10 protein-coding genes, 1 tRNA gene and 1 pseudogene are annotated in these 12,852 nt (G+C 68.2%); 6 read left to right on the forward strand and 6 right to left on the reverse strand.

Annotated features, from left to right (window positions below; all coding sequences use genetic code 11):
• Window positions 1-60 precede the first annotated feature (60 nt).
• Together AC0L6Y_RS01875 and AC0L6Y_RS01880 are read right to left on the reverse strand one after the other, a co-directional pair.
• Complete coding sequence (locus AC0L6Y_RS01875) at window positions 61-1,923, reverse strand: DUF2207 domain-containing protein (RefSeq protein WP_473554235.1); 1,863 nt, start codon at window positions 1,921-1,923, stop codon at window positions 61-63.
• A 69-nt stretch (window positions 1,924-1,992) separates the two neighbouring features.
• Window positions 1,993-2,710 (reverse strand): annotated as a pseudogene (locus AC0L6Y_RS01880) (DJ-1/PfpI family protein).
• A gap of 6 nt (window positions 2,711-2,716) precedes the next feature.
• Here AC0L6Y_RS01880 and AC0L6Y_RS01885 point away from each other — a divergent pair.
• Window positions 2,717-3,493, forward strand: a complete 777-nt coding sequence (locus AC0L6Y_RS01885; RefSeq protein ID WP_473554238.1) for an IclR family transcriptional regulator — start codon at window positions 2,717-2,719, stop codon at window positions 3,491-3,493.
• 9 nt (window positions 3,494-3,502) lie between these two features.
• Here AC0L6Y_RS01885 and epsC read toward each other — a convergent pair whose 3' ends face one another.
• Window positions 3,503-4,057 carry a serine O-acetyltransferase EpsC gene (gene epsC / locus AC0L6Y_RS01890; RefSeq protein ID WP_473558603.1) on the reverse strand — a complete coding sequence of 185 codons (555 nt, stop codon included), beginning with the start codon at window positions 4,055-4,057 and terminating at the stop codon, window positions 3,503-3,505.
• Window positions 4,054-4,989 carry a cysteine synthase A gene (gene cysK, locus AC0L6Y_RS01895; protein WP_473554244.1) on the reverse strand — a complete coding sequence of 312 codons (936 nt, stop codon included), beginning with the start codon at window positions 4,987-4,989 and terminating at the stop codon, window positions 4,054-4,056. Before cysK ends, epsC begins: the two co-directional genes overlap by 4 nt.
• Window positions 4,990-5,158: 169 nt before the next feature.
• On the opposite strand from cysK, the gene AC0L6Y_RS01900 reads away from it, so the two are divergent.
• Both AC0L6Y_RS01900 and AC0L6Y_RS01905 read left to right on the forward strand, forming a co-directional pair.
• Entirely contained in the window at window positions 5,159-6,052 is an 894-nt protein-coding gene (locus AC0L6Y_RS01900) for a metalloregulator ArsR/SmtB family transcription factor (RefSeq protein ID WP_473554249.1), read from the forward strand.
• A gap of 21 nt (window positions 6,053-6,073) precedes the next feature.
• A complete protein-coding gene (locus AC0L6Y_RS01905; RefSeq protein ID WP_473554253.1) occupies window positions 6,074-6,478 on the forward strand; it encodes an arsenate reductase ArsC in 405 nt (134 codons plus the stop codon).
• On the opposite strand, the gene AC0L6Y_RS01910 is transcribed toward AC0L6Y_RS01905, so the two are convergent.
• A complete protein-coding gene (locus AC0L6Y_RS01910) occupies window positions 6,475-6,975 on the reverse strand; it encodes a MarR family winged helix-turn-helix transcriptional regulator (RefSeq protein WP_473554257.1) in 501 nt (166 codons plus the stop codon). The genes AC0L6Y_RS01905 and AC0L6Y_RS01910 overlap by 4 nt on opposite strands.
• 75 nt (window positions 6,976-7,050) lie before the next feature.
• Here AC0L6Y_RS01910 and AC0L6Y_RS01915 point away from each other — a divergent pair.
• The 3 genes from AC0L6Y_RS01915 (at window position 7,051) to AC0L6Y_RS01925 (ending at window position 11,077) form a co-directional block, all read left to right on the forward strand.
• Window positions 7,051-7,122 (forward strand) — tRNA-Gln (locus AC0L6Y_RS01915).
• A 261-nt stretch (window positions 7,123-7,383) separates the two neighbouring features.
• Window positions 7,384-8,646, forward strand: a complete 1,263-nt coding sequence (locus AC0L6Y_RS01920; RefSeq protein ID WP_473554262.1) for an MFS transporter — start codon at window positions 7,384-7,386, stop codon at window positions 8,644-8,646.
• 1,975 nt (window positions 8,647-10,621) lie between these two features.
• Entirely contained in the window at window positions 10,622-11,077 is a 456-nt protein-coding gene (locus AC0L6Y_RS01925) for a hypothetical protein (RefSeq protein WP_473554267.1), read from the forward strand.
• Between the two features lie 212 nt (window positions 11,078-11,289).
• On the opposite strand, the gene AC0L6Y_RS01930 is transcribed toward AC0L6Y_RS01925, so the two are convergent.
• Window positions 11,290-12,834, reverse strand: coding sequence for a helix-turn-helix domain-containing protein (locus tag AC0L6Y_RS01930; protein WP_473554272.1), 1,545 nt, complete (start codon window positions 12,832-12,834; stop codon window positions 11,290-11,292).
• Window positions 12,835-12,852: the final 18 nt, after the last annotated feature.

A 12,852-nucleotide genomic window follows, 5' to 3' on the forward strand; every position in this document is an offset into this window, starting at 1 on the left:
AGGCTGAGCGCTCGAGGGCTGACCGCTCGGAGGCTGAGCGCTCGAGTGCCGAGCTCGCGGCTAGATGCCGCCGCCGCCCCCGCCGCCGCCTCCGCCGCCGGAGAACCCGCCGCCGCCCGATCCGCCCGACGACGAGGAGCTCGCCGAACCGGAGTACGAGCTCGACACGGTCGAGCTGAACGAGCTGACCCCCGCGGTGAACCCGGCCACGGTGAAGGCGGCGTGCGAGCTGGAGTACCAGTCGGGGGACTGGTCGGCGTAGTACTTGGAGAGCTCGGAGGCCCACTGCTTCTCGAGCCCGAACAGCACCGCGTAGGGCAGGAGCCGCTCGTAGACGCGGACCACCCGGTCGCGATCGTCGCGGCCAGCCGCCCGACCGTCGAGGCCGCGCCGTTCGGCGCCCGTGACGCTCTGCAGCATCTGCAGACGGTCGGCCTCGGCCCAGCGGATGAACTCGGCGAGCCCCTCCAAGTGCTCCTTCAGCTCGGAGCCGGCCTTCGTGCGCGGGTTGCGGCTGCCGAGCACCGCGGAGGTGATGATGCCCACCCAGAGCACCGCCATCGAGCTGAGCACCCCGAAGGCCACTGCCGGCTCGCTCTCGCCGGTCGAGCCGGCCAGCAGGCAGAGCACGAAGGCGAGCGCCGCCGCCAGCACGATGATCCAGACCGGCCCGCGCTTCGGCTTGCGGCGCAGCCCCCGCTTCACGGCGAGGCTGCGCGCCGACTTCGCCTCGCGGATCACCTTGCGCCCCAGCGCGGTGTCATTCTTCTTCAGCCACTTCACGCCGCTCTGCTGGCGCGTCGAGAGCGCCGCGAGGATGCGGGCCTCATCCGGCAGCAGCGTGTCGCCGCTCGGCGGTGCGAGCTCCTCGATGCCGAACTCGGTGCGGCCCCAGCTGGCGTCGCGCTCGCGGATGCGCACCCAGTGCCGCACGGCGAGGTCGAGGATCTCGGCGGGCATCGCCTTGTTCTTCTTGCCGAGGATCTCGGCGGCGAGGAACAGGCTGACCCCCTCCGGCGGCTCGTACTGGGCGATCACGGTGCCGCGCCCGGGCTCGTCGCGCCACTTCGCGAAGCGCACCCACCCGGCGTAGATGAGCGAGAGCAGGCTGACCGCGACCCCGACGATGCCGATCGCGGGGATCAGTGCGAACGGGTTCCACGGCGCGGCCGCGAACGTGCCGGCGGCGAAGGCGATGACGACGGTCACGTTCTGGTACGCGCTGAGATCGGTCCCGGCGACGGTGACGGTGTCGCCGGAATCGACGAGCTCATCGCAGGCCACGTTCGAGCCCTCCCAGCCCTGGTAGCAGGTGGTCTCCGTGACGGTGCGCGAGAGCCCGGGCTCGAGTGTGACCGTCGCCGACACGCGGCCGAAGGGCTGCGCCCAGCCGGTGCCGTTGACATCCCAGTAGAACTCGTCGTCATTCGTGTCGGCGAAGTGCTTGGTGACGTCGCGCTGCGTGTACTCGATCACGTAGTGCTGCTCGCCGTGCACGAACTGCCCGAGCGGCACCGCGATGGTGATGGTGCGGAAGTCGCCGTCGGTGCCGAGCTCGTAGTCGCGCGGCGTGCCCGTCTCGTCGGTCACCGAGACGATCTGAAGCTCGGTCGAGTGCCCGTCGTAGATCGCGGGAACGGCGCGGATCATGCCGCGGTTCTGGTCGAACTCGGGGAACACGGCGACGAAGTGCTCGACGGCGCGCAGGGTCGAACGGCCGTCGGCGTCGCGCCCGAGCTCGAACTCCACGTCGAGGCTCTCGAACACGAAGTCGTTGACATTGGTGAGGGCGTTCGGCGCGGAGACGACGGAGACCGGCTCGGGAGCGGCGCCCTCGGCGGTGGCGGCGGAGGCGGCGGTCGGGATGAGCGCCAGCGCGATCGTGGTGAGCAGCAGGGAAGCGGAGAGGCGTTGACGTGTCACGCCCGAGAGCGTATCGGGGTCGGTGGCGCGGCGCGAGGACGGCGCCGCGCCACCGACGTGGCCCCGGCGTTAGGCGGTGATGCCCGCGGCCTCGAGGTTCTTCAGGAAGGCGCGCATCCACACCCCGTTGTCGGGCCAGGCGCGCGCGCTGACGAGGTTGCTGTCGACGACGTCGCCGCCGCCCTCGAAGGTGGCGCCGGCCAGCTCGACGTTGATCGCGAGCTCCGGGTAGGCCGAGGTGGTGCGGCCGTTCAGCACGCCCGCGGAGGCGAGCAGGCGGGCCGTGGCAGGTGGCGGCGACCGGCGACTGGCGGTCGAAGAAGGCGCGCACGATGCGCTTGGCGTCCTCGTTGTTGCGGATGTACTCGGGGGCGCGCCCGCCGGGGATGACGGCCGCGACGTAGTCGTCGGGGTTGACGTCGGCGAAGGCGATGTCGGCATCCCAGCAGTGCCCGGGCTTCTCGGTGTAGGTGTCGTAGCCGTTGACGAAGTCGTGCACCACGAACTGCAGCTTCTTCTTCGTCGGGGCGGCGATGTCGACCTCGAAGCCGGCCTCCTGCAGGCGGTGGTACGGGTAGAAGACCTCGAGCGTCTCAGCGGCGTCGCCGGTGAGGATGATGATGCGAGCCATGTGGCCAACCTCCTTGTCAGCGGGTGGCACCGTGCCTCCCGAGAGCATGGTGCGGGCGGCGGGCGGCGGCGAACAAGGCGCGTTCCCACGATGTGCGAATCTGCCGTCGATCCGCCGCCGGCCGGCTGGATGCGGCGCGGACCGCGGTCGTAGCATGACGGGGTGAGCACTGCGATGGAGCAGGAGAGCGCGTCCGGCACGCAGGCGGCCGAGCGCCTCCTCGCGGTGCTCGAAATCGTGGGGTCGAGCGACGACGGCGCCGAGGTGGCGTTGATCGCCTCCGCCCTGGGGCTCAGCCTCTCGACCACCTACCGCCTGGTCGGCGTGCTGCAGAAGCAGGGCTACCTGCTGAAGCGCCATCACGAGCCGCGCTACGTGCTCGGGCGCACTGTCGCCCTGCTGGGGCTGGCGGTCAACCGGCAGGTGCTCGCCACTCCGGAGGTGCGCACGCTGCTGGAGGCGGCCCGCGACGAGCTGCGCGCTCCGGTGTACCTGACGGCGTTCCATGCCGACGAGATCGTGGTCGCGCACATCGCCGACTCTCCCGCGCATCCGCGCATCGGTCAGCTGCATGTCGGCTTCGCGGACTCGGCGCACGTGACGGCGTTCGGCAAGCTCATGCTCGCCGCGAAGAGCCGCGAGGAGCTGGACCGGCACCTGGAGGAGCGCTCGCTGCGCGCGATCACCGGGCGCAGCACGACGGATGCGGCGGCCCTCCGCGAGCAGCTCGACACGGTGCGCCATGAGCGCATCGCCGTCGAGGTGGAGGAGTACATGCCGCGGCTTGCCTGCATCGCGGCGCCGGTGCGCTCGGCGCACGGTCACACCATCGGCGCGGTCTCCGTCTCGGTGACGGCCGACGACTTCACCTCGCGCGCCGACGCGCTGGAGCGGGTGGTGCGGCGCACCGCGTGGACGGTGTCGTCGCGCCTGTCGTAGACGCCGCGGTCAGATGACGTAGATCGCCGGGTCGGAGTAGCGCTCGGTCGACTCCGCGCAGCGCGGCTTCGCCACGGCGGGCGAGCCGACCAGCACGGAGTGGGCGGGCGCATCCGACACGACGACGGCGTTCGCGCCGATCACCGAATGCGAGCCGATCGTGACCGCGCCGAGCACGGTCGCCCCCGCGCCGACGACGATGTCGTCGCCGAGCGTCGGATGCCGCTTGCCGTCGCCGAGGCTCGTGCCGCCGAGGGTGACGCCGTGGTACATGAGCACGTCGTCGCCGATCTCGGCGGTCTGGCCGATCACGACGCCCATCCCGTGGTCGATGAAGAACCGCCGCCCGATCGTGGCGCCGGGGTGGATCTCCACCCCGGTGAGGAAGCGGGTGAACTGCGAGACGGCGCGCCCCGCGGTCTTCAGGTGATGCGTCCACAGCCAGTGCGCGAGACGGTAGCCCCACACGGCGTGCAGCCCGGAGTAGGTCAGCCAGATCTCGAACCCCGACCGCGCGGCGGGGTCGCGCCGCCGCGCGTTGCGGATGTCGTCGAGCACTCTCAGACGGCCAGGTCTTCGTAGAGAACAGTCGAGAGGTAGCGCTCGCCGTAGCTGGCGACCACGACGACGATGGTCTTGCCCGCATTCTCGGGTCGGGCGGCCAGCTGCAGTGCGGCCTCGACGGTCGCGCCGGAGGAGATGCCGGCGAGGATGCCCTCCTCGACGGCGAGACGGCGCGCCATCGCGACCGACTGCGCGATGTTGACGTCGATGACCTCGTCGTAGATCTCGCGGTCGAGGATCTCGGGCACGAAGTTGGCGCCGATGCCCTGGATCTTGTGCGGGCCGGGGGTGCCGCCATTGAGGATCGGGGACTCCTCCGGCTCGACGGCGACGACCGTCAGCTCGGCCTTCTGCTGCTTGAGGTAGCCGCCCGCGCCTGAGACGGTGCCGCCGGTGCCGACGCCCGCGACGAAGATGTCGACGGCGCCGTCGGTGTCGTTCCAGATCTCGGGACCGGTGGTGGCGAAGTGGATGGCGGGGTTCGCCGCGTTGGCGAACTGCTTCGCGAGGATGGCGCCGGGGGTCTTCGCGACGAGCTCCTCGGCCGCTGAGACCGCGCCCTTCATGCCCTCGGATCCGGGGGTGAGCACCAGCTCGGCGCCGTAGGCCTTCAGCAGCGTCTTGCGCTCCTGGCTCATCGTCTCGGGCATCGTGAGCACCGTCTTGTAGCCGCGCGCAGCCGCCACCATCGCGAGCGCGATCCCGGTGTTGCCGCTGGTCGCCTCGACGATGGTGCCGCCCGGCTTCAGCTCGCCCGACTTCTCGGCCGCGTTGACGATCGCGATGCCGAGGCGGTCCTTGACGCTCGCCGAGGGGTTGTAGAACTCGAGCTTGGCGAGCACGGTGGCGCCGAGCCCCTTCGTGACGGAGTTCAGGCGCACGAGCGGCGTGTTGCCGAAGGTCTCGGTGATGTCGTTGTGGATGCGGGCCATGGGGCGTCCTTCGCTCGGGAGTGGTCCCGTGACGGCACGGGAGGGGGCGCCGAAGCACCCGGGGTCCAGTGTTACAGCGTGCGCGGCGCCGCGGAAATTCCCGGACCGAGTGTTACGCCGCGTCCGTTCGCGGTGACGAACCGGACCCCGGGATCATAGAGTGACGTCTATGGATCGCAGGATCGACGACGCGGCGCCGCTCGCGCTGCTGGCCGATCCGACTCGGCGGCGGCTCGTGGCGCTCGTGCTCGCGGCGCCCGGTTCGCGAGCGCTCGTCGGGCGGCTCGCCGAGTCGCTCGGGCTCACCCAGCCCACCGTCAGCCATCACGTCCGGACGCTCGTCGAGCACGGCATCCTGGTCGGCGAGCCGGAGGGGCGACGCACCTGGTACTCGGTCTCACCCGACCGCCTCGACGCCGTGATCGATGCCGTCGGCGCCGAGCGCCCGAGTGCGGACGCCGCGGAGGTGCTCGGGCGGGTCGTCGACGACCTCGCGACGCGGTTCGCGGGCACGTTCTCGCGCCCGACGGTGGAGCGGTACGTGCGGGAGAGTCACGACCTGCTCGCCGAGCGCGCCTCCGATCAGCGCTACCTTGCCTCCCGCACCGCCCAGTTCGCCGCTGAGCGGTTGACGGCGCTCGCCGCGGCCGAGCACGCTCCGGGCGCTGCGCCCGAGGTGCTGTTCGTGTGCGTGCAGAACGCAGGGCGCTCGCAGCTGGCGGCCGCGATCCTGCGACAGCTCGCCGGCGAGCGCGTCGTGGTGCGGACCGCCGGATCGAGTCCGGCCGAGGCCGTGCGCTCGTCGATCGTGACGGTGCTCGACGAGATCGGGGTGCCCCTCGGGGCGGCGTTCCCGAAGCCGCTCACCGACGAGGTGGTCCGCGCCGCCGACGTCGTGGTGACGATGGGCTGCGGCGACGCCTGCCCCGTGTATCCGGGCCGGCGCTATCTCGACTGGGAGCTCGAGGATCCGGTGGGGCAGCCGCTGGAGCGGGTGCGCGAGATCCGCGACGACATCGAGCGCCGCGTGCGCGAGCTGCTGACCTCGCTCGATCTTTCATAGATCATCATCTATGATTTGAGCATGGCTGAGACCCCCACCGTTCTGTTCGTCTGCGTCCACAATGCGGGTCGCTCGCAGATGGCCGCCGGATTCCTGTCGGCGCTCGCCGGCGACCGCATCCAGGTGCTCTCCGCCGGCTCCGAGCCGAAGGACCAGATCAACCCGATCGCGATCGAGGCGATGGCCGAAGAGGGCATCGACATCACCGGCAACGTGCCGAAGATCCTGACGACGGATGCGGTGAAGGCCTCCGACGTGGTCATCACGATGGGCTGCGGCGACACCTGCCCGATCTTTCCCGGCAAGCGCTACGAGGACTGGGAGCTCGAAGACCCGGCCGGCAAGGACCTCGAGACGGTGCGCCGTGTGCGCGACGACATCAAGGGCCGCATCGAGACGCTGATCTCGGAGCTGCTGCCGGCCTAGTCGAAGTCGAGGCTGAGGCGGCGCAGGAGCCCGCTGAGTCGGTCGCGATCCGCGGGGCTCAGGTGGGCGAGCAGCTCGGCCTCGCCGACGAGCAGGGTGCTGATCGCCGCATCCACCCGCTCGCGGCCCTCCGGCGTCATCTGCACGAGCACGCCGCGGCCGTCGTGCGGGTCGGTGTGCCGCAGCACGAGGCGGCGCTCGACCAGTCGATCGATCCGGTTCGTCATGGTGCCCGAGCTCACGAGCGTCTGCTGCAGCAGCGCCTTCGGGCTGAGCGTGTAGGGCGAGCCGGCGCGGCGCAGCGCCGCGAGCACGTCGAACTCCCACGGCTCCAGATTCGAGGCGGCGAAGGCCGCGCGCCGGGCGCGCTCCAGGTGGCGCGAGAGTCGAGCGACGCGGCTGAGCACCTGCAGGGGAGCGAAGTCGAGGTCCGGCCGCTCGCGCTGCCAGGCGTTGACGATGCGGTCGACTTCGTCGGCAGGAGGTTCGGCGGTCATCTGCTCATTATCGCGGCCCGGGGCCGACGGGCGCCGAGGCGCGACGTGGCACACTGGTTGGGCGCATTTGCGCGGTCCGCTGTGGTGTAACGGCAGCACGACAGCCTTTGGAGCTGTTAGGTCCAGGTTCGAATCCTGGCGGCGGAGCTTCGAGGGATTCTGGAAACTCGTGCGCGATAGAGTGGAAACTCTGCGACGCCTGAGCGACCGATCCAAACGATTCCCGAGCGCCGTCGGCCTTTGCATCCCCTTCCTCCGCGCTGAGTGGAATGCGACCGAGCTGGCGGTTCAGGAGATCGACGCGTCTCTCGATATCTCGTTGTTGGTCGCGGTCGACAAGTTCAGACAGGTGCTCAAGGCCGAGCCCTTCTCTGAGAGGATCAAGCGAGCGATGCCGGGGGACCCGAAGTGACGGTTGCAGACCGGCTTGATCGGATTGTCAACACAGAGCCTCTTCGCGAGAATCGCCCGTTCCGGTTCTTCTGGATGGGGACGACCGCGCAGTCATTCGCCCGCCAGGTAAGCGTTGTGGCTGTGATGTTGCAGGTTTGGGACATCACACAGGACGCTCTGTGGCTCGGAATTGCAGGACTGGTGTCGGCCGTCCCGATGGTCGTGTTTGGCATGATCGGAGGCTGGCTCGCCGATCACTTCGATCGTCGAATTGTTACCTTGTGGACCACTATTGGTGCGCTGGGGTGTTCCGCGCTACTCGTCCTTCAAGCATGGCTGAGCTTGAACTCGATTCTCGTTCTTCTCCTCATCATCGCCGTCCAACTCAGCTTCACTTCCGCAGGCTCCCCGGCAAGACGGAGCATTCTCCCTCGAGTGCTTTCTGAGCAACAGCTCGGAGCCGGGATCGCGCTCACCCACGTATCCTTCCAAGCTGCAATGCTCGCCGGCCCAGCGCTCGGCGGTGCCCTCGTGCTGTGGAGCGGCTTCACCGGCGCGTACATCGTCGAAGCGGTGGGTTTTGCTGCTGCTCTGATGGGGATTGCGGCGCTTCCCAAGATCCCAGCTGCGAAGTCCGGGCGCCGGATGACAATCGCGAGTGTCTTCGCCGGCGTCGGGACAATCGCCAGTCGCCCCGTCCTTCGCGGATCTTTCCTGATCGACATCTTCGCAACGGTCCTCGTCATGCCCTTGGCTCTGCTCCCAGTACTTAACGCAGAGCGGTTCGGTGACAACCCTGTGAAAATGGGACTCCTCATCAGCGCGATGGCGGTGGGCGGCCTCCTGGCCGGCGTGCTCTCCGGACCACTCGTGCGAGCCAGCCGCAGCGGCATCGTGCAGATCCTCGCCGCGGTGACCTGGACGGCGGCCTTGGGAAGCCTCGCGTTCACATTCGACTACATCGTGGCGATCGCGCTGTTGACGATTGCCGGCGCTGCCGACACTATCGCTGTCATCACGCGCGGCAATGTCGTCCAGCTGGACACCCCCGATGACCTGCGCGGGCGCGTGAGCGCGGTCGAACAAGTCGTGGGGGTCGCAGGCCCGGAGCTCGGTAACTTTCGAGCGGGAGCGATGGCCAGCAGCTTCGGCACCACTCTGAGTATGGCCATCGGCGCCGGCGTGGCGTTGGCTGCCATTGGCACGGTCGCGGCGCTGAACCCGGATCTGCGCAACTATCGGCTCCCCGCTGATGACGACGATCCCGAGAAGATGTAGACACGTACCTGACGTTGGGGCTGACTCGCGAACTTCGACGTCGGCCTTGGCGCCGAAGTGCCGTGCGCTGACCGTTCGGTCGATTTCGAGGATCTCATCGCAGGCCCTGCGGTATGACTTGTGTGCCCGTAGGCCAGGTACGTGTGATGCGGCTGAATAGCAGGCCGTTGATGACGGCCATGTCCGGGCGACGTGTCGTCCGGTTCAGCCTCGCTTCAGTGAGCGGGTCGGCGACCATGGTTGAAGCCGGAACCCACCGGATCCGCAATGCAAGCGTGCCCTCGTGAGCGCTGTAGGAAGACGGACGTTAGCTTGTAAAAAGCGGACGGAGACAAGGACGGCAACCCGCGTCAGCAGTGGGCTGGAGCGAGTTTCCAGAATCCCTCGCTTCGAGGGATTCTGGAAACTCGTGCGCTATAGAGTGGAAACTCGTCGACTCATCCATGCCAGAGGGCGACGTCTTTCGGCTCGCCAAGCGAACCGAAGTGCTTCTCGTTCCCCGTCGCCGGGTGTCAAAAGTTCACGTCAGGGGGCAGTTGTTCCGTCTTGGCCGCGCCCTCGTTAGGTGGACTCCTACGCACGCAGACTCCCGTCAACCTGAGCACAACGGCAACGTCGACTACTTTCGTGGTGACGGGCTCCAACTAGTTCCCTGCGCCAGGGTCGACAATCAGGTTCAACACGTTTGAAAGCGGTGGTCATGTGCACCTCCAACAATCGGGCGTTGCGTGGTCGCCTACATGGGAGTTCTGGGCGGCGAAAGCAGTTGGGTTTGTCGATGCGACATGGTCGGATCAAGCGGACCGACTAGGTTGCGATCTCGGGGGGTCGGCGTGGAGCTACTGAGGCAGGATCACGGGAAGCATCGCTGGGGTAGGTTGCAGGCCGTTATCGTGATGACCGCAGGTGGTGCGGTGGTCGGTGCATGTGTCAGTTTGTTGACCGTGTTTCTCGCCGGAATCGTTGAAGGCCAGCTTGAGGCCGCCTTGTTTGCCTGGCCAATTGCATTGTTGCTCGGGGTCGTACTTGGTGGCGTTGGCGGTCTTGGTGCGGGCGGCCTCAGTTGCGTGGCCTACTCTCGCTCTTTTGGGCGTGAGAACGCGGCGCGCTCGGCCGCTCTCGCGGGTGTCGCTGGGGTGCTGCCGGTAGTAGTGCTCATGTCCGCGGGAGTGCGTTGGCACCCGGCAGGTGTAGTCGTGATCGTTGTGGCAGCAGCGGGGCTCGCCTATCTCGGAGTGCTCGCCTACTTCCGGTGGGTCTCCCGCGGTGCAATTGAGCGCCCGTGACGTCGGGGTCGTAGATCGGTCTGAATCGGCCTGATTCCCGTTCCGCTCTTCAAGCAGGGATGGGCCTCGATGAACAGTAATTAGGCGAAAGCCGGGCCGATTCAGAAACCGGGGCCGCGAACTCGTGATCGCGCCGCCGGCGTTCTTCTCCAGTCGCGCCTGTGCGGCAAACGGGGGACCACTTCCGGCAAGACACCCCTCGAGATCCGGGTGCGGGACTGTCAATGCAGTGCACGCCTGGACCGCGAATGGAACGCTGCCACCAATCTCCTCATGCTCGCCGCGAGGTCCGTGGAGAGCCGAAACGCCTGTGGACGTGTCGTCCGGTTCAGCCTCGTCTCAGCGAGCGGGTCGGCGACCATGGATGAAGCCGGAACCCACCGGATCCGCAGTGCGAGCGTGCCCTCGTGAGTGCTGTAGGAACACGGAGGCTAGCGCGTAAAAAGGCTGGCGGTGAGAAGGACGGTAACCCGTGCCGGCACTGGGCTGAAGTGAGTTACCAGAATCCCTCGCTTCGAGGGACTCGGTTCCGGGATCGACACGAGATCTCTGAGGCAGCAGCATGCCTGCCACATTCTCGGTGGCCGATTCGAACCGGGCACGTACGACCTTGAGTTGAGCCGGCCCGCGAACGACGAGTGGCTCGATCACGCGATCACCGAAACCTTGAAAATAGGTCAGAATCGAGCATGCACTTGGTGAAGGCGCGTCTTGGTTGGACGGTTCCGGTGTTCGTCGCGTGCATTGCGTTCCCCGCGATCTTGGTCCTCGTGTTGCTGCCGGCGTCGGCGGGAACGACTATGGCCGAGGTGGTCGAGCCCGATCCCGAGCTCGCGGCCATGTCGATTTCGTTCTTGGCGGCGGTGTGGATCTTCCCGATGACTGTGGTGATCGCGGTCACGTTGGTCGCCGCTCCCCACGCGGTCGTCGTGATTCTCGCCACGACAGGGACGACGCTTGCTTTCAGTTGGCCTCTCTTCCGTGTGGTGTCGTTCGCGGTCACCGACGTGAACCCGGGTCGTGATCTGTGGATCGACTACATCGCGTACCGCCTGATGTTCGTCGGGCTTGCTCTGCTCGTGAGCGCGGTGGTGCTGGCGGTGCTTTCTCATTGGCGCCGTCGGCGGCGCGCCCGTGAAGCCTGACGCGGCACGAATGGGACTGCTGAAGGTTCGAGTGCTGCGTCCTCAAGCTCGATCGGAACGCATCAGGGACCGTGCCTACGGCGGTGCTACCTGATTCATCAAAACCGCTCGGTCGGATCTCCATAGGCGTCTAACGTTGCTTTCGCGGTTGCTCCAGCACTGGGCTGAAGCGAGTTGCCAGAGTGTCTCGCTTCGAGAGGGTCCACGCCCTCTTACTGCCCATCGTGCGCCCGGGCCGCCATGAGCGCGTGGGCTCGCAGCGCGACATGGACGTCCAGGCTTCGCGGGCCGTGGCGCCAACCGGGCACCAGCTCGTCGAGCTTGTCGAGACGCTGTCGGACCGTGTTGGTGTGGATCGAGAGTGCGCGGGCGACGTCGGCGACGGAGCCTTGAGCGTCGAGGAAGGCGAGGGCGGTCTCGCGCAGGCGCGCCTCGCGATCGGCTCCGGTGAGAAGCGGTGCCAGGTAGGTCTCGACGAGGCGATGCGCGGACCCGGCGGTGTCTTCCAGCGCGAAGGCGACGACGCCGAGCTCCTGCCGGGTTCCGACCTCGCCCGCACGGTTGAGCGCGCGCATCGAGCGTGCGACCAGGGACGCCTCGTCGTAGGCCCGCGCGACGGCGGCTTCGTCGTCGGCCCGGGCCCGGCCGGCGTGGAATCGATACTCCGCCAGAAGCGGTGTCAGCTGGTCCAGGCGAAGCGTCCGCGAGATGACGACGATCTCGTGGCGGCGGTCGACCACCAGCGTGGTGCGGCCGAGCATCGTGCGCAGCGCGTTCGCCGCCGCCCGCCGTCGGTTCGGGTCGACGACGTGGATGACGTAGACGCCGAGCGGTCCGTCGCCCGCGAGCCCCGCGCGAAGCGGCCGGCCGGGGTTTTGGCCGCGCGCGTCGATGAGGCGCTCCGCGAGCTCGGATTCGCGAAGGTGCCGGGCATCCTCGATCGCCGCCTCGTACAGCAGCGAGATCGAGACGAAGGTGGCGATGGTCGGCGCGAGCGCCGACACCCGGGTCGGGTCGGTGTCGTCGATGTCGACCGCGCCGCCCACCTCGAGCGCGATGCGCCGCGTCTCGGGGGCGCCCGGCTCGTCGTCCGTGTCGCCCAGTTCGACGCGCCCTCCGACGGCGCGAGACGACACCGCCAGCAGCTCGGGCGTCCCCTCGCCGAGCAGGAGCGCGCTCGACAGCTCGGTCGCGAGCTGCAGCCTTTCGGCGTTGTCGCGGGCGGCCTCCTCCTGCGCGCTGAGCTGCCGCCGCAACTCGTACAGCTCCACCGCGATCGAGCCCATCAGAGCGGCCTCGCGGAGCACTCCGCGCTGCGCGTCATCGAACGGCCCGGGGGAGCGGTTGGCGACCGTCAGCGTTCCCACGACGTCGTCGCCGGCGCGCAGCGGCGTGCTCAGGATCGCGGCGACGCCTTCGCCTCGAACCGCCGCATCCACGTCATCGACATGGAATTTCCCGACATCGCGCAGGTAGTCGGCGGTCTCGGTCGTGACCCCGGCGGCTCCCATCCCGAGCACGCCGGTGCCGATCGGCATGCGGATCGACCGATACGCAGGGGTGCGGATGCCCTCCGAGAAGCGGATCTCGGTGTCGCGCGTGACGCTGTCGTTGAGACTCAGGTACACGAGGTCGCAGCCGAGCGCCGCCTTCACCCTCCGAACCAGACCGGTCAGGATCAGGTCCGGATCGCGCAGCGCCGTCATGTCCTGGGCGACCTCGCGGACGAGCTGCGCGCCCACCAAAGTGGAATCCATTCCCATAGATTGGCTGAT

The organism is Pseudolysinimonas sp. 10J20-29 (genome assembly GCF_055809595.1).